Source organism: Pseudoalteromonas sp. 11L1, from assembly GCF_055397545.1.
In genome coordinates, this window is record NZ_AP041141.1 from 2,175,805 (window position 1) to 2,193,244 (window position 17,440).

Annotated in this window: 19 protein-coding genes; 14 read left to right on the forward strand and 5 right to left on the reverse strand. The window is 39.9% G+C overall.

Annotated features, from left to right (window positions below):
- The first annotated feature begins 40 nt into the window (after positions 1 to 40).
- Positions 41 to 1,084: a hypothetical protein gene (locus ACZ5WS_RS10270; RefSeq protein WP_464708369.1), complete on the forward strand. Its 1,044-nt coding sequence runs from the start codon at positions 41 to 43 to the stop codon at positions 1,082 to 1,084.
- Positions 1,085 to 1,098: 14 nt separating this feature from the next.
- Here ACZ5WS_RS10270 and ACZ5WS_RS10275 read toward each other — a convergent pair whose 3' ends face one another.
- Positions 1,099 to 1,425: a TraR/DksA C4-type zinc finger protein gene (locus ACZ5WS_RS10275; protein ID WP_464708372.1), complete on the reverse strand. Its 327-nt coding sequence runs from the start codon at positions 1,423 to 1,425 to the stop codon at positions 1,099 to 1,101.
- Between the two features lie 59 nt (positions 1,426 to 1,484).
- Positions 1,485 to 2,465: a tRNA-dihydrouridine synthase gene (locus tag ACZ5WS_RS10280; RefSeq protein WP_464708375.1), complete on the reverse strand. Its 981-nt coding sequence runs from the start codon at positions 2,463 to 2,465 to the stop codon at positions 1,485 to 1,487.
- A 190-nt stretch (positions 2,466 to 2,655) separates the two neighbouring features.
- On the opposite strand from ACZ5WS_RS10280, the gene ACZ5WS_RS10285 reads away from it, so the two are divergent.
- From ACZ5WS_RS10285 to adk, 11 genes are all read left to right on the forward strand, one after another.
- Positions 2,656 to 3,093, forward strand: coding sequence for an HvfA family oxazolone/thioamide-modified RiPP metallophore (locus tag ACZ5WS_RS10285; RefSeq protein WP_248473725.1), 438 nt, complete (start codon positions 2,656 to 2,658; stop codon positions 3,091 to 3,093).
- A 64-nt stretch (positions 3,094 to 3,157) separates the two neighbouring features.
- A complete protein-coding gene (locus ACZ5WS_RS10290; protein ID WP_010388581.1) occupies positions 3,158 to 4,015 on the forward strand; it encodes an HvfB family MNIO-type RiPP peptide maturase in 858 nt (285 codons plus the stop codon).
- Positions 4,016 to 4,069: 54 nt separating this feature from the next.
- Positions 4,070 to 4,822, forward strand: coding sequence for an HvfC family RiPP maturation protein (locus tag ACZ5WS_RS10295; RefSeq protein ID WP_464708378.1), 753 nt, complete (start codon positions 4,070 to 4,072; stop codon positions 4,820 to 4,822).
- Positions 4,823 to 4,894: 72 nt separating this feature from the next.
- A complete protein-coding gene (locus ACZ5WS_RS10300; RefSeq protein WP_008109320.1) occupies positions 4,895 to 5,017 on the forward strand; it encodes a hypothetical protein in 123 nt (40 codons plus the stop codon).
- 155 nt (positions 5,018 to 5,172) lie between these two features.
- Positions 5,173 to 5,718, forward strand: a complete 546-nt coding sequence (apt, locus tag ACZ5WS_RS10305; protein WP_008109316.1) for an adenine phosphoribosyltransferase — start codon at positions 5,173 to 5,175, stop codon at positions 5,716 to 5,718.
- Positions 5,719 to 5,721: 3 nt separating this feature from the next.
- Entirely contained in the window at positions 5,722 to 8,037 is a 2,316-nt protein-coding gene (dnaX, locus tag ACZ5WS_RS10310; protein WP_464708383.1) for a DNA polymerase III subunit gamma/tau, read from the forward strand.
- Between the two features lie 60 nt (positions 8,038 to 8,097).
- Positions 8,098 to 8,424, forward strand: a complete 327-nt coding sequence (locus ACZ5WS_RS10315; protein WP_010388590.1) for a YbaB/EbfC family nucleoid-associated protein — start codon at positions 8,098 to 8,100, stop codon at positions 8,422 to 8,424.
- Between the two features lie 6 nt (positions 8,425 to 8,430).
- On the forward strand, positions 8,431 to 9,039 hold the full coding sequence (gene recR, locus ACZ5WS_RS10320) for a recombination mediator RecR (RefSeq protein WP_010388591.1): 609 nt from the start codon (positions 8,431 to 8,433) through the stop codon (positions 9,037 to 9,039).
- A gap of 105 nt (positions 9,040 to 9,144) precedes the next feature.
- Positions 9,145 to 9,858: an RluA family pseudouridine synthase gene (locus tag ACZ5WS_RS10325; protein WP_464708388.1), complete on the forward strand. Its 714-nt coding sequence runs from the start codon at positions 9,145 to 9,147 to the stop codon at positions 9,856 to 9,858.
- A gap of 120 nt (positions 9,859 to 9,978) precedes the next feature.
- Positions 9,979 to 11,892 carry a molecular chaperone HtpG gene (htpG, locus tag ACZ5WS_RS10330; protein WP_464708391.1) on the forward strand — a complete coding sequence of 638 codons (1,914 nt, stop codon included), beginning with the start codon at positions 9,979 to 9,981 and terminating at the stop codon, positions 11,890 to 11,892.
- Between the two features lie 153 nt (positions 11,893 to 12,045).
- The gene (adk, locus tag ACZ5WS_RS10335; protein WP_008468042.1) at positions 12,046 to 12,690 is read left to right on the forward strand and encodes an adenylate kinase; all 645 of its coding nucleotides are present in this window, start codon (positions 12,046 to 12,048) and stop codon (positions 12,688 to 12,690) included.
- A gap of 73 nt (positions 12,691 to 12,763) precedes the next feature.
- On the opposite strand, the gene tpx is transcribed toward adk, so the two are convergent.
- Complete coding sequence (gene tpx / locus ACZ5WS_RS10340) at positions 12,764 to 13,345, reverse strand: thiol peroxidase (protein WP_464708395.1); 582 nt, start codon at positions 13,343 to 13,345, stop codon at positions 12,764 to 12,766.
- A 220-nt stretch (positions 13,346 to 13,565) separates the two neighbouring features.
- Between tpx and ACZ5WS_RS10345 the strand changes: the two genes are divergently transcribed.
- Both ACZ5WS_RS10345 and ACZ5WS_RS10350 read left to right on the forward strand, forming a co-directional pair.
- Positions 13,566 to 14,570, forward strand: a complete 1,005-nt coding sequence (locus ACZ5WS_RS10345; protein ID WP_178956226.1) for a response regulator — start codon at positions 13,566 to 13,568, stop codon at positions 14,568 to 14,570.
- Positions 14,571 to 14,576: 6 nt separating this feature from the next.
- A complete protein-coding gene (locus ACZ5WS_RS10350) occupies positions 14,577 to 15,548 on the forward strand; it encodes a sensor domain-containing diguanylate cyclase (protein ID WP_413402389.1) in 972 nt (323 codons plus the stop codon).
- Positions 15,549 to 15,559: 11 nt separating this feature from the next.
- Here the strand turns inward: ACZ5WS_RS10350 and ACZ5WS_RS10355 are convergent, their stop codons facing one another.
- Together ACZ5WS_RS10355 and ACZ5WS_RS10360 are read right to left on the reverse strand one after the other, a co-directional pair.
- Positions 15,560 to 15,712, reverse strand: coding sequence for a hypothetical protein (locus ACZ5WS_RS10355; protein WP_442960225.1), 153 nt, complete (start codon positions 15,710 to 15,712; stop codon positions 15,560 to 15,562).
- Between the two features lie 202 nt (positions 15,713 to 15,914).
- A complete protein-coding gene (locus ACZ5WS_RS10360) occupies positions 15,915 to 17,429 on the reverse strand; it encodes a SpoVR family protein (RefSeq protein ID WP_138607375.1) in 1,515 nt (504 codons plus the stop codon).
- Positions 17,430 to 17,440 lie beyond the last annotated feature (11 nt).

Consider the following 17,440-nt stretch of genomic DNA (forward strand, 5'->3'; position numbering starts at 1 on the left):
TTTAAAAAGCCCCATTGGGGCTTTTTTTATTGGAATTAACATGAACAGAACGCCTATTATTTCATTGCTCTTTTGTTTGCTTTTAGCATCATGCTCAAAGCCAGCTGATTTGTTTTCATCTTATGAAGAGGCACAAAGCGCGTTAATATCACTTAATACGGCTTTAAGTGCACAAAAGAACTTAAACAGTACAGGGCTCAGTAACGAACAACTGCCTTTTACTGATTCATATTTAGCGCGTCGCCACGCTATTTACCAGCAGCTAATGCAAATGAAGTTATCTTCTGCGCAAACCCATCAAGTAAATTATTTGGTGATTGCTGAGCGGTTTCCAGAGCGTTATTTTGCATGGCCTGCACACACTGATGTGTTATCAAACATGCTTTCGATAGTTAAAAATGATGCTCAGTATAAAAACATTGAGCATTGGCTGATATTTGTTAAATCACAGCTACAAGCCGCTGAGCAAAGTAACTTAAAGCTTAATAAAATAGAGCATAATTATTTAAAGCACTATGTGCAGCAAGCAATTAATAGTACTGACACACCTATTGAGCTTAATGAGTCTCTGAGTGTATTAAATAATTACTTAACGCAGTATAAGCCCAGAGGCAGCATTGGGTTGTCTGGTCTTGCAAATGGCAGCCAGTGGTACCAAAGTAAACTAAATTATTTTGCAAATGATGTACTTTCGCCGCTTGAGTGGCTAAGCCTTATAGATAGTAAATTTAAAACAATGCAAAGCTCAACCGAGCTAATAACGGTGGGTATCTCTGATGTATCGCAGCTTAGCGAAACATTTTTAAAAAAAACGCAAGTATTAGGTTTAGATTGGTCAACGGGTTACATGCTATTACCTCAACGTGCTAACAATAAGCAATTAACGGCTGCAAATAAGCGGCTCTATTTAGCGATGATGGAAACTGATCTTGGGGTGCATTACCACGCGTGGACATTATCGCAAGCGCGCTTAAATTTACTAAAACGTTTAAATATTAGTGAAGAAGATGCGAGGATATTAGTTGAGAATATTATTTTTTATCCAGGGCAATCATTTAGTTTTGCACCGCAATTACTCAATTAAACTTAAGTGCGCTACTATTTAGCGCACTTATCACACCGCTGAGTAGCAGAGTCTCTTTCTAAGCGCTGCTCTGATATTTTTTCTTCACAGTCACAGCAGTAGCCATATTGACCAATATCCATTTGGCTAATTGCTGCTTCAAGCTTGTTCATTCGTTCAATTAACGGATTATACTCATTACCTAATTGCTGAGCGGCTAAATCGAGCCATTCTTCATTAGATGTATTGGTTAGGATGCAGAGCAAGTTTTGATGTGTAGGGTGAGTCGACTGTGACAGCAAACCTAATATCGTTGCTTTAACACTTTCTATTTCATCGTTTAGTCGTTGCTTATGATGCATTAGCAGTATAACCCTTAAGTTAATTTGTAGTGATACTGCTATTATCTATTTAGATTTGTTTAGGTGTTATGATTTGCATCAAATTGTGGCGCTTTCGCATATTTCTTTAATACTTCGGCTACCTCATCCTTTGCTTTTAAACGACGAATTTCATCAAATAATAGCCCAGCTTGTGGATATTGGCGTTTTAAATAACCAAGCCATTGCTTTGTTCGAGATGCAAAATATTTATTATCTTTGCTAGCTGTTTGGTGCATAGATGAATGAATAATATGGTGTAAAATATTCTCCCAAGTGAGCTCGTTGTAGCTTTCGTTATTAACTTGCGCTTTAATTTTTCTTGCGAGATCAGGATGTGAAAGGGCGCCACGACCAATCATCAAATCACGACAACCACTGCGTTTTTGGCATAAAAGAGCATCTTCTATTTGCCAAATTTCGCCATTGGCGACCACTGCAATTTGTTTATCTTTGACCAAAGGGGGAATTTTTTCCCAATAGGCGGGTGGATTGTAGCCATCGCGTTTAGTTCTTGCATGTATTGCAATGCTGTTAGCACCAGCGCTAACAACGGCATCGACAATTTCTTGGCTATTACTATCATCATCAAAACCTAAGCGAATTTTAGCACTTACCTCATACTCATCATCAACGGCATCCCTTACCGTTTTTATAATCGAGTACATATGTTCTGGATCTTTGAGTAATACAGCACCGCCTTTGCTTTTATTGACTGTTTTTGCGGGGCAACCAAAGTTTAAATCAACGCCATGAGAGCCTAAGCCAATTGCTTTTACAGCATTTTCTGCTAACACGTCGGCTACTTGGCCTAATAACTGAATACGAACCGGAGTACCGCTACGAGTGAGTCCCGCATTTTTAAGTTCAGGGCAATAACGGTGGAATACTTTATCTGGAAGGCAAGTATCTACAACACGGATAAATTCGGTCACACAAAGATCGAAGCCGCCTATGTCGGTGAGTAGTTGCCGCATTTTAAAGTCAACGACACCTTCCATGGGTGCTAAAATAAGTTTCATAGTGTGATTAATGTATTACTAAAAAAGGAGCGCCAGTTTACCTGTAAATCATAAATTCATAAAACGCTTATTAGCGTTCATAGAGAGTTAAATAACTTATTTGCAAAAAAAATAGAAAATTTGAAAGTTTTTAGTTTAATACCGGTCTACTTTTATAATGATGTTCAACAAGTTTAAAAGGTAATTAAAAATGAATACAATAAAGAAAAACTCAATTGCATTAACATTAGGCGCAGTGGTTGTTGGCAGCGCAAGTATGGCGAGTACTGATGTTCAAGCTAATCCATTTGAGTTTCAACAAATGGTAGCTGGTTATCAATTAGACGCTGGTGAAGGCAAGTGCGGCGAAGGTAAATGCGGCGGTGATGCTAAAGCGAAAAAAGAAGGCAAGTGCGGCGAAGGTAAATGCGGCGGTGATGCTAAGGCCAAAAAAGAAGGCAAGTGCGGCGAAGGTAAATGCGGCGGTGATGCTAAGGCTAAAAAAGAAGGCAAGTGCGGCGAAGGTAAATGTGGTGGCGATGCTAAGGCCAAAAAAGAAGGCAAATGCGGCGAAGGTAAATGTGGTGGTGATGCTAAGGCCAAAAAAGAAGGCAAGTGCGGCGAAGGTAAATGTGGTGGTAGCCACTAAACTTTTCTTTTTCCGATAAGTGAGAGGGCCATTAGGCCCTTTTTATTTAATATGAGGTTTTATTATGGCTCAAAATCAAACGCCTAACTTTGGCATGGTCGGTTTAGGCTTGCGAAGAGAAATGCTAGATGAGCTTGAGCATGCCATACCAAAACAAATTGAGTTTATGGAAGTGGCCCCAGAGAACTGGTTAAAGCTAGGTGGGCGCTTTGAAAAGCAATTTAAGCAGTTAACTAATAATAATCACTTTGTTTGTCATGGTTTATCTCTTTCTATTGGCTCACCTGAACCGCTCGATATTGAATTTATAAAGTCGTTAAAATCTTTCTTTGATAACCACGATATTAAAGCTTATAGCGAACATTTAAGCTATTGCTCAGGTAAAGGCCATATGTATGACTTAATGCCAATTCCTTTTACTGAAGAAGCGATCAAACATGTCGTTTCTCGGGTTAAGCAGGTACAAGATATTTTAGAGCGACCACTTGTGCTGGAAAATGTGTCTTATTATGGTGCCCCTGGTCAGCAGCTATCAGAGCTTGAATTTACCAATGCTATTTTAGAAGACGCAGACTGCCAGCTGCTATTAGATGTTAATAATATCTATGTGAACTCGATTAATCATGGTTATGATGCACAAGCGTTTTTAAGTGGGCTACCAACTAATAAAATTGCCTATTGCCATGTTGCAGGTCACTACAATGAAGCTGATGACCTAATTATTGATACTCATGGTGCTGATGTTATCGACCCTGTCTGGCAATTGCTCGATAGCGCATATCAAGCACATGGTGTTTTTCCCACACTGCTAGAGCGAGATTTTAATATTCCGCCTATTAATGTGTTAACCAAAGAGCTGGATATAATCCATCAATTACAGGCAAAGCACCTTAAGTTGTTATCAACAGCACAAAGTGCTTAGCTGTTTGAATTTAATAAGTACTTGCTATTTTAGGGTTTTATAAGAGTCGTTATTATGAGTTTTATCGATGTGCAAAATGAGTTTATGGCCCATATTCGAGAGCCTAATAAGCAGCCGTGTCCAACCGATGTTGAAGACAGACGAATGGCTATTTACCGAGATCTGTTTTTTAATAATATTAATGGCTTTGTTTCTTCGGCATTTCCAGTTTTAAAAACACTCTATAGTGATCAACAGTGGCTATTACTGGTTCGTCAATTTTTTAGTGAGCATGATTGCCAATCTCCTTATTTTTTAGATATAGGTGAAGAATTTATTACCTATTTAATGACAAGCTATGTACCTAAAGAGTCTGATCCGATATTTATGCTGGCGCTAGCCCATTATGAATGGATTGAGCTTGACGTGTCTGTAATGAAGGCTGACCCCCGTGAGCTCCCTCTAAGCGCTAATAAGCTTACTCACTCTCCTTTGTATTTATCTAAAACAGCGCGTAACTTAAGCTACGACTATCCAGTGCAACATATTAGTGAAGAGTTTCAACCTCAACAGCCTTCAGAGCAGCCGTATTTCTTTGTTGTTTACCGCGATGAGAGTGATGAGGTGCAATTTTTGGCCACAAATGCCATGACCGCCATGCTACTGTCTATTATTGAAAATGAAGCGGGAAGTACGTTTGAGCAGGTTTGCCAACAGGTTAGTGAAAATGCACCACAATTTAATCTTGAGCAAATAACACAAGGGGCACTGAGTACCTTAACAGCTATGGCACAGCGGCAAATTATAGTGACAAAAAATCAAGACTAAGCTCTTTATTGATTATTTCACATCGTCTATTATAGCGCCTTTATTTGTTGTGCTTAATAAAAGGTTGTACCCATGTCAGATGATAAAGACTTTAAAGACCCGTTCAATGCGGCTTACTTTTTTGCATTCTTAGCCGTATTTGCTGGAATAGGGTGTTTAAATGCCATTTTAGGTTGGATCACCAGCTTAACTTAATCAGGTTTTATTTTAAGGCTGTTGTTTTTCATCAGCCTTACATTTTTATCACTTCCCTCTCCCGACACTTTATAATTATCGCAAACTCGCAATTTACGACCACTTAAGGTTATAATCACCTGCTTTGTAATATTAATCATTGAGCAGTTAAAATTATGACTCAAGTAACACCAGCAATTATCAAAAACAGCATTACTACAATTGCTGATTATCCTAAAGCGGGCATTATGTTTCGCGATGTAACAACCCTAATGGCAAACCCTGAAGCGTTTAAAGCAACCATAGATGCATTTATTGACGCTTATAAAGACCAAGGTTTTACTAAAATTATCGGCACTGAATCACGTGGCTTTATTTTTGGTGCTCCGCTATCTTATGCTTTGGGAATTCCTTTTATCCCTGTTCGTAAACCAGGTAAATTACCGCGCGAAGTTATTCGCCAAGATTACCAACTCGAATATGGCGAAGATACACTAGAGCTTCATACCGATGCGATTGTAGCCGGTGATAAAGTATTGCTAGTTGACGACTTGTTGGCGACCGGTGGTACAATTGAAGCAACAGCCAAGTTGGTTGCAAAATTAGGCGGAAACGCCACAGATGCTGCCTTTGTTGTATCACTTCCAGAGCTTGGTGGTGAGCAACGCATTGAGAAAATGGGCATCAATATTTTAAAATTGGTTGAATTCGAAGGCGAATAATCGATGAGTTATCAGGTTCTAGCGAGAAAATGGCGTCCTCAAACCTTTCATGAATTGGTTGGGCAGTCTCATGTAAAACAGGCGTTGGTAAACGCGCTGACTCAAAATAGACTGCATCACGCTTATTTATTCACTGGAACCCGTGGTGTAGGTAAAACCACCATTGCCCGTATTTTTGCTAAAAGCTTAAATTGTGATGAAGGTATATCTGCCACACCATGTGGTCAATGTAGTAGCTGTGTTGATATAGAGGCAGGGCGCTACATTGATTTACTCGAAATAGATGCGGCCTCACGCACTAAGGTTGAGGATACGCGTGAGATACTTGATAACGTTCAATATGCGCCAACGCGCGGACGTTACAAAGTATATCTAATCGATGAAGTACACATGTTGTCAAAGCACAGCTTTAATGCGTTATTAAAAACGCTTGAAGAGCCGCCTGAGCATGTGAAATTTTTGCTCGCAACCACTGATCCTCAAAAATTACCAGTGACTATTTTATCTCGCTGTTTACAGTTTAATCTGAATGCATTGTCGCAAGCTGAGATTAAGCAACAGCTTGAGCATGTGCTTACCCATGAGCAGCTTAACTTCGATAATGATGCGCTAAGTATTATTGCCAAAGCGGCCGATGGTAGTATGCGAGATGCATTAAGTCTGACCGATCAGGCGATTGCTCAAACAAATGGTGATATTAAAAATCAAGCTGTACAAGACATGCTTGGTTTAATGGACACCCATTACAGTCAGAGCTTACTTGCGGCATTATTAGCGCAAGATGGCACAGCACTGATGAATGAAGTTGCACAAGTCGCTAGCCGAAATCCAAATTACATTGCGCTGCTTGATGACTTAATTGCGCTAACGCATGTGATTCAATTGAGTCAATTAGTCCCTGAAGCAGCAGCGCTTGATAGCAATAACGCCGATTACATTGAGCATGTTGCAGCGCATACCCATGCTCAACAAATTCAAGTGTATTACCAGCTATTACTTAACGGCAAAAAAGATTTACAATGGGCACCTGAGCCTCGTTTAGGGTTCGAAATGATTATGCTCAGGTTATTGGCATTTGAACCTACGCAGTTGCAAACCAATCAACCTGAACCTAGCTCACAAGCTGCGCCAGAGCAAAATAGTGCAGGGCGTGCTAATGCACTGCGTGATATTTTAAATAAAAATAAACCAGCGCAGAGTAATACACCTCAAACGCAGCCAACAAAAGCCGCTGAGCCTGAGGTTTCACAGCCTGATAATAGCCAAACACAACTTGAGCAAAGTTCGGTACAAAGTCAGCCTCAAATTGTCGATACCCCCGTAATAAGTGATGAACAAGCGCAGCGTCAAAGCGAAGATGATGCCTACATGCAGCACAGTGATGTAGAACAAACCATTGCCGCACAATACGATGATGTAATGAGTAGCGCTGTTGATCAAGGGTTTAATCCTGAGTTAGCAAATGCCACTAGTAACGCAGAACAGTCTGCGTCATCAATGGGTGAGCAAGAAGCGCGAGCACAGTCAGCAATAGCGCGTATTTTACGCGATAGAAACATTTCGGGTGCCGGTAAGCTTTCAAGTGCCGCTATTGAAAAGCCAACTGAAGAAAAACCAGTACCGACAAAATCCGAATTTAGTCGCCCGGTGAGCAATGAAGCACAAACTGTATCGCAGCAGCCACCGCCATGGGATAATGAGGTGAGCGATGACCTGCAAAAAAAGCCTCAGCTCCCAGCACAGGGGAGCCGAGCTCAGGTAGCAAATAAGCCAGCGAGTAAAGTTGACTTTAAAGCAAAGCATCAAACGATTACTGAAAATTTAGCACCGGAGCTATTAGAGCAAATTAACCCGCAAAAACCAGCACCTGTTGTTGAGCAAGAGCCTAGTATTCCCGTACCAGATGATTTTCAAAGCCCAATTAGTGAAATTAGATTTGCTCATCAACAAGACGAGTGGGCCTATTTAATAAAGCGTATGGGACTTGGCGGACGCATGCGCCAGTTTGCATTGCATTCAATTTTTACCAAACAAGACAATCATTTCCATATTGAAGTGGATGAATCGCAAAAGCACTTAGATACGCCAATGTTACGTCAAAAGTTAAATGTGGCGTTATCAAGTATTTATGGACACAACGTTGAGCTTAATATTGATTTTGCTAGCGGGGTGATTGACTCACCTTATTTGATTCAACAAAAAATTGATGCAGGTCGTCACCAGCAAGCGATTGATGTGATCACCAGCGATGAAAATATAGTACAATTTCAACAGCTATTTAGCGCTGAAATTGACGAAAACAGTATTCAGGCATTGTAATTAACGACCAGTGCCCTTATTTATACTCCAGTTAATGTATTAAAAGAAAGAGAGACGATTATGTTTAAAGGTGGAATGGGTAACATGATGAAGCAAGCGCAGCAAATGCAAGAGCGCATGCAAAAAGCCCAAGAAGAAATCGCAACGATGGAAGTGGTTGGTGAAGCCGGTGCAGGTTTAGTGAAAGTAACCATGCTTGGTAACCACAATGTTCGTCGTGTTGAGCTTGATGAAAGCTTAATGGAAGATGACAAAGACATGATTGAAGATTTACTTGCAGCAGCGTGTAATGATGCTGTTCGCCGTGTTGCTGAAGAAACTCAAGAGCGCATGGGCAAAGTAACAGGCGGTATGCAATTACCACCTGGTATGAAAATGCCGTTCTAAGCAACTATGCAACTTTCAGATAGTTTAACATCGCTAATAGAAGCACTTCGTTGTCAGCCAGGTATTGGCCCGAAATCTGCTCAGCGTATTGCATTTCATTTATTAGAGCGCGACCGCAAAGGTGGCACTCAGCTTGGGAATGCACTAACAAAAGCGATGACGGCTGTAGGGCATTGTCAGTCGTGCCGCACGTTTACCGAGCAAGCGCAATGTGATATTTGCTTAAGCACTAAGCGTCAAGACAGTGGTATTTTATGTGTGGTTGAGTCGCCTACAGATGTGTTAGCGATTGAACAAACAGGCCAATACAAAGGACTCTATTTTGTATTAATGGGACATTTGTCACCGATTGATGGCATAGGGCCTAAAGAAATTGGTCTAGACGTGCTTGAGCAAAAGCTTGCCCATGGCGGTATTAATGAAGTTATATTAGCCACTAACCCTACGGTTGAAGGTGAAACAACGGCTCATTATATTGCCCAGCTTTGTCATAAATACAAAGTGGGTGCATCGCGAATAGCTCATGGTATTCCTGTGGGTGGCGAGCTTGATTTAGTCGATGGCACAACCTTAATGCATGCTTTTAGTGGCAGGCGCTTAGTCAGCCATGAATAGTTTATTTTAAGCTTAACTATTTGAACTTACTTTAAAAGCCTACATACATACTGTAGGCTTTTTTGTTGGCTTTAATTGCAATATAAACAAAAGTTTAAGGATGATATGGCTGCAATAACTCAAAGTGCTCATGTGATTGTTGATGACTTTATCGCACCTGTTTGCCATGAACACATAAAAATTATTTATCAAGATGATGATATTTTATTGATCAATAAACCTAGCGGCTTGTTGAGCTTGTCGGGTAAAAACCCTCTTAACTGGGATTCGGTTCACTATAGGCTTGTTAATGGCCAACAAGGCGTTACCGCAGCGTTTCCTACTGCGATATTACCCCACCGTTTAGATTTAGGTACCTCCGGAGTGATGGTGGTGGCACTTAACGAGCAAGCAGCTAAAGCACTGAATCAGCAATTCCAATCCCGAAGTGTTAAAAAGCAATATCGCGCAATGCTCTTTGGATTGGTTTCTGAGCCTCAGGGAGAAATTACTGCGCCTATAGCAAAAGATAAAATGTTATTTCCGAAAGTGAAAATTTGTCACCAGAGCGGCAAACCCTCGCGCACTCAATTTAAAGTGGTTAAACGCTTTAACAAAGAGCAAAAAACTTTGGTCGATTTTACTCCTATAACTGGACGCACTCATCAACTTAGAATACATAGCCTAACGTTTGGCCACCCCATACTCGGCTGTGATTTATATAAAAATGATTGCAGTGAGCAGAGTGCTCAACGATTATTATTGCATGCCAGCGATTTATTTTTTGTTCATCCATGCACTGATAAGCCAATGCACGGGCATGCCATAACGCCTTTTTAATTGATTAAGCCCTTTAAAGTGTCTTTGAATGGGGTTTTTTATTTTTTTTACTTGAACTTCTCACGGCTCACCCCATATTAAGTGCATAACGCAGACACTTTGCAAATTGGAGATACATAAATGACTGCAGCACAAAAAGAAACATTAGGCTTTCAAACAGAAGTAAAACAACTATTAAACTTAATGATTCACTCGCTTTATTCAAATAAAGAAATCTTTTTACGCGAGCTTGTATCAAATGCATCTGACGCAGCCGATAAACTACGCTTTTTAGCCCTTTCAAACGGTGACCTTTATCAAGGTGATGCGGATTTACGCGTACGTATAAGCGCAGATAAAGACGCTAACACAGTAACCATTTCTGATAATGGTATTGGTATGACGCGTGATGAAGTGATCAGCTCATTAGGCACAATTGCTAAGTCGGGTACGGCTGAATTTTTCAAAAACTTAACGGGCGATCAAAGTAAAGACTCACAGCTTATTGGTCAATTTGGTGTTGGTTTTTACTCAGCATTTATTGTTGCTGATGAAGTGACTGTTCGTACTCGTAAAGCAGGCGAGACTACAGCGGTTGAATGGCAGTCAAAAGGTGAGGGCGAGTACACGCTACAAGAAATCGAAAAAGAAGGCCGTGGTACAGATATTATTTTACATCTTCGTGAAGAAGAAAATGAATATGCAGATGAGTGGCGTCTTCGCAGTATCGTAACTAAATACTCTGATCATATTTCTACACCAGTACAGATGTACAAGGCAGAAGTACCTGAGTCTGAAGGTGAAGATGGTGAAAAAATTCCAGCAGTTCCTGGTGAATGGGAAAGCATTAACCGTGCAACAGCATTGTGGACACGTGACAAATCAGAAATCTCTGAGGACGAATACAAAGAGTTTTATAAGCATGTAAGCCACGACTGGGAAGATCCGCTTAGCTGGGGACACAATAAAGTTGAAGGTAAAACTGAATACACCAGTTTGTTATACATTCCTAAAAAAGCACCCTTTGATTTATGGAACCGTGAGCGCCAAAGTGGTTTAAAACTTTATGTTCAACGCGTGTTTATTATGGATGACGCTGAACAGTTTATGCCAAGCTACTTACGTTTTGTTAAAGGCTTATTAGACTCAAACGATTTACCACTAAACGTATCGCGTGAAATTTTACAAGACAACAAAGTAACCCAGGCTATTCGCAAGGGGTGTACGTCGCGTATTATTAAAATGCTTGAGCGTATGGCTAAAAACAAAGCCGATGATTACCAAACATTTTGGAATGAATTTGGTCAGGTAATGAAAGAAGGCCCAGCTGAAGATGCGGCCAACAAAGAAAGCATTGCTAAATTACTTCGCTTTTCATCAACGCACACCGACTCAGAAACTCAAGATGTTTCACTTGAGCAATACATTGAGCGCATGAAGGACAGCCAAGATAAAATTTACTATGTGGTTGCTGACTCATTTATTGCTGCTAAAAATTCACCACACTTAGAAATCTTCCGTAAAAAAGGCATTGAAGTATTATTGCTAAGCGATCGTGTAGATGAGTGGATGATGAGCCATTTAACGGAATTTGGCGAAAAGCAATTTCAGTCAATTACCCGTGGTGATTTAGACTTAGGTAAATTAGATGACGAAGAAACTAAAAAAGCACAAGAAGAGTCTGAAAAAGAAGTTGCAGGTTTAGTTGAACGCATTAAAACTGCATTAGGTGGTGATGTTAAAGATGTACGCTTCACTCACCGCTTAACTGACTCACCAGCGTGCGTAGTGAGCGATGACAACGACATGAGCTCGCAAATGCAAAAGCTAATGGAGTCAGTAGGTCAAGCTGTTCCAGAGGCTAAGCCTGTGTTTGAATTAAACCCAGAGCACCAACTGGTTAAGCACTTAAATGATGAGCAAGACGAAGATAAGTTTGCACAGTGGTCACATGTACTACTAGACCAAGCCTTACTTGCAGAGCGCGGTACGCTTAAAGATCCGACTGGATTTGTAACTCGCTTAAATAAACTTATGCTTGATTTAAGCAAATAAGTATTAAAAATCAATGATTGAGTCAAAAGGGAACGTTTGTTCCCTTTTTTATGCGCTGCTGTATAGACAATTAGTATAAGTTACTTGAGTATCTGCAGCGCTTATGGAAGAATTCAGACTTTAAAATAAACTCTCATATTAGGGGACAATGATATGCGCATTATTCTTTTGGGCGCACCGGGTGCAGGTAAAGGTACTCAAGCTCAGTTTTTAATGGATAGATACGGTATTCCACAAATTTCTACCGGTGATATGCTACGAGCTGCAATTAAAGAGGGCACACCACTTGGCCTAGAAGCAAAAAAAGTAATGGACGCAGGTCAGCTTATTTCAGACGATATTATTATTGGCCTTGTTAAAGAGCGTATTGCAAAACCAGATTGTGAGAAAGGCTTCTTACTCGATGGTTTCCCACGTACAATTCCACAAGCAGATGCTATGAAAGAAAATGGCGTAGTGGTTGATCACGTTATTGAATTTGATGTTGCTGATGAAGTTATTGTTGAGCGTATGGGCGGACGTCGTGTTCATCCAGGTTCTGGTCGCGTTTACCATGTTGTTTACAATCCACCAAAAGAGGAAGGTAAAGACAACGAAACAGGTGAAGAACTTATTATTCGTGCAGATGATACCGAAGAGACAGTTCGTAAGCGCTTAGGCATTTACCATGAGCAAACAATGCCATTGGTTGACTACTACCAAGCAGAAGCGAAAGCGGGTAACACGCAGTACCATAAACTAGACGGTACACAAGCGGTTGAAGCAGTAAGCAAGCAACTAGCTGAGCTTTTAGGTTAACTTGTAGCTAAAACTAAAAGCATAATTAAAAAAACCGCTTTATAGCGGTTTTTTATTATTTGAAATTCGACCCTTAAAGCGTTTTAAGCTTTTCAATAACGCTATCGTATTCAGGCTCAGTTGATAAACTACTAACTAATTGCTTATAAATAACTTTATGGCTTTTATCTAAAATAAATACCGCGCGGGTAAGTAAGCCCATATCTTTAATTATTAAGCCATACTTTTGGCCAAAATCACGCCATACAGAATCAGAAAGCGTCGTCACTTTATCGATATTTTCGGCCTTGCAAAAACGTTTTTGCGCAAACGGTAAATCGGCACTAATGGTGAGCATGGCCACGCCTGGAAATTGTTGGGCGACTTTTTCATTAAAGTGCTTAGTTTGTAAGCTACAAATACCGGTATCTAAGCTCGGTACAACACTAATTAATACAGCTTGGCCTTTATAATTTTCTAATGTAACTGCAGTGAAACGCTCATCAACTACTTTAAAATTAGGGGCATCTTCACCGACAGTAAGGCCTTTCCCTAATAAGGTCACTGGCTTAGCTTGTGCGGTTACTCTTCCTGCATCGAGTTTGTTTTCGGGTAAATCTGCGGCAAAACTTGCACAGCAAAATAGGCTTAATGCAAAAGCTAATGTACGACGCATGGAATTTTTTCCTTTTAAATTAACGTAATAATTGTGAGTGTATTATAATGTAGATAAGTTACCAAGCAGAATAATCCATAGCTTTATTTTTGCCTAAAATTGTAAATAGGCGATACATTGATTACTATATACGTATAGGAAATAGGTATTGTTTTTTTATGTACCTGTGGCTTGTTCTAAACGCTTAAAATTGCACCCCGTTTTAAAATAGTGAGATTGTATGTCAACATCGGTTTTAATATGTGATGATTCAAAATTAGCACGACGCCAGTTAGCTCGCTCCTTGCCCGATGATTGGGATATTAAAATTGAATTTGCATGTGACGGTGTAGACTGCATAAAACAAATAACCAAAGCCCAACCTGAAATTCTTTTTCTTGATTTAAATATGCCAGAGATGGACGGTTATGGCGTACTGGCAGCAATGAAAGATCAGGGGCTAGACGTACTTACTGTGGTGGTATCGGGCGATATTCAACCTAGCGCACATCAGCGTGTACTTGAGCTTGGCGCCATCGATTTTATTCAAAAACCATGTTCCCCCGAAAAGCTCGCTGCCATTATAGAGCACCATGGTATACGAGATAGAGCACTGCGTGAACGCTTATCTCATTCTTTAGGTGAACAAGTTGACCCTGATGTTCGTGATATATATCAAGAGTTGACTAATGTCGCTATGGGCCAAGCTGGGGATCTACTCGCAAGACTGCTTAATGTATTTGTTAAGTTACCCATTCCTAATGTTAATGTTTTAGAAGTCAGTGAGCTTAACATGGCCTTAAGCTCTGTTGATACCAATGACACTACATCAGGTATTTGCCAAGGCTTTATAGGCGGCGGGGTATCTGGTGAGGCGTTATTACTTTTAAATGATTCTAGTTTTAAAGAAATAGCCTCACTAATGAATTACGAAGGTGAATTAAACGACAAGGTGGAGTTAGAGTTGCTAATGGATGTGAGTAACATCTTAATTGGCGCTATATTAACAGGCTTGTCCAAACAGCTCGATATGACCTTTAGTCAAGGCCACCCCATTGTATTGGGCCAGCATCGTGATGTTTCTGAACTTGTTCAGTCTAATAAGTCGCGTTGGCAACGAACACTTGCCATAGAAATTAGTTACGGTATTGAAAATCATGATATTAGTTGTGATTTAATGTTGCTCTTTACTGAAGATTCACTTAAAACTTTGAAATATAAAGTTGCTTATCTACTGGAAGATTAAATATTTATGCCAGCTGATTTAGATTTAAATGAAATCCATTGGTTAATGGACATGTTCAATACTGTTGATGTAGGCCTTGTGGTGCTTGATAGAGACTACAAGGTGTGCGTTTGGAATGGTTTTATGGAAAACCATTCTGGGTTATTACCTAGTGCAGTAAAAGATAAAGACTTGTTTGATCTATTCCCAGCCATAGATGAAAAATGGTTTAGAAGTAAAGCTGAGTCAGTGTTTGTATTAAAAAATCGCTCATTTACTATCTGGGAACAGCAGCCGTATATTTTTCGTTTTAAAAATTATCGGCCGATAACAGGTAAAGCTGATTATATGTATCAAAACGCCACGTTTATTCCACTTACGAATGTACGAGGCGAAGTTGAGCATATTTGTATTATTATCTACGATGTAACAGATATTGCAGTTAACAAAAAAGAGCTTGAAGAGTTAAACAAAAAATTAGAGCAAGTAAGCCAAACAGATAGTCTTACCCAGCTTGCAAACCGAGGACATTGGGAGCATTTACTACATCAAGAATTTTTACGCACTAAGCGTAGTGAAGGTTGTTGCTCGTTATTAATTTTTGATATCGACCACTTTAAAAAGGTAAATGATGACTTTGGACACAGTGCTGGAGATGAAGCCCTTCGTCACATAGCAAGTTTACTTAAAACTGCATTACGTGAAACTGATATTGCTGGACGATATGGTGGTGAAGAGTTTGTTGTTACTTTATTAGATACCGATAAACAGGGGGCGATTGTATTTGCTGAACGCTTGCGTCAATTAATTGAAACCTCACCGGCGAAATACAATGAGCATACGGTGCATATGGCAATAAGTGTAGGTATTGCCTGTTTTGACAACGCATTTAAAGATCATGAGCGTTGGATTGAAGCTGCCGATAAAGCACTTTATCATTCAAAAGAAACCGGTCGAAATAAAGTATCGGTATATGCTGATATAAAAAATGATGCGTAGGCATCATTTTTTTAATTGGGAGTTAAAATAACTAAATCAACGTTGAACAAACGCATTGTTTTTTCTGCGCTACTCCAAATTATCTTTGCTTCAATCCCGATATTTCTTACAGAGCCTATAGTCACTAAATCAGCATTAAGCTTAGCCGCTAAGCTTGAGATCACCTCCTCGGGTAACCCCCGCTTTAATATGAAGATTATCGCGTAAGTTGTTATCAGTTATAAGAGCCTGCTGCGATTGTGGTAGTTTCTCAAATGCATTAACGAGGTGTTCCTCAGAAAAAACCAAGCCTAAATCTCTTAATATTGGAAAAATATAGACAGTATAACCTGCATAAAACTCACAATCGGTTCGCTCTGCATATTTTTACTCTGTTGTATGGCGTGAATCATCCATTGGGCATTGACCAATGGTTGAAATATCACCAGAATTTGACTCCTGTTCAAGTTTTACCCTAAAGCCCCATAGTCTGTAAAGGTGTTTTAATACCTCCTCATGGGAGTTGGCCAGTGGAATGGCGTTGTGAGGGATATATCGCAGGGTTAATGAGCGATCGCCACGTAAGTCTACATCATAAACTTGTATGTTAGGTTCATGATTACTAAGGTTGTATTGTGCAGAAAGTGCCTCTCTAACCGCTTTGTAGCCATTATCGTCATGAATAGCGCCTATTTCTAAATGTGGGTTGCTGGTGTGGTCGACGATAGTGAACAATTTAAAGTCTCTAATTAGTTTAGGTGATAAAAATTGGCTAATAAAACTCTCATCTTTAAAGTTTTGCATTGCAAAGTGAAGAGTTTCAAGCCAGTCACTACCAGCATGTTCAGGAAACCAGCGTTTATCTTCTTCTGTCGGGTTTTCACAAATTCGGCGTATATCTACCATCATATTAAAACCCAGCGCATAGGGGTTAATACCTGAGTAATAATCGCTATTATAAGGGGGTTGATACACAACATTTGTATGGCTTTGTAAAAACTCTAACATAAATGAGTCGGTTAGTTTTCCCTCATCATATAAGTGGTTCAAAATAGTGTAGTGCCAAAAAGTGGCCCAACCTTCATTCATAACCTGTGTTTGTTTTTGCGGATAAAAGTACTGCGATATTTTTCTCACAATACGCACGATTTCTCGTTGCCATGGCTCAAGTAAAGGAGCATTTTTTTCAATAAAATACAGAATGTTTTCCTGCGGCTCTTGCGGAAAGTGGCGCTCAGGCTTTTTCGATTCTTGCTGCTGAGAGGGAATGGTACGCCATAGTTCATTAACTTGTGATTGTAAGTACTCAGCCCGTTCTTGCTGGCGTTTTTGTTCTTCAAATAACGAAATACGCTGCGGACGTTTATACCTGTCAACACCATAACTCATTAACGCATGGCAAGAGTCGAGTATGCTTTCTACTTCAGAAATACCGTATTTCTCTTCACAGCGGCTAATATAATTTTTAGCAAACAATAAATAGTCAATTATAGAACCGGCATCAGTCCATGTTTTAAATAAATAATTCCCCTTAAAAAAAGAGTTATGCCCGTAACACGCATGTGCCATAACCAATGCCTGCATCGGCAGAGTATTTTCTTCCATTAAATAAGCTATACATGGATTGGAGTTAATCACAATTTCATATGCAAGGCCCATTTGACCTCGTTTATAATTTTGTTCTGTTTGGATAAACTTTTTACCGTAAGACCAGTGAGTATAGCCAATAGGCATGCCTACACTGGAGTAAGCATCCATCATTTGCTCAGCAGTGATCACTTCAATTTGGTTAGGGTATGTGTCTAGTTTATAATGCTCAGCAACACGTGCAATTTCATCTTGATATTGCTGAAGTAACTCAAAGGTCCAATCGGGCCCATCACTGATTCGCTCGTTATTCATATTGCTACCTC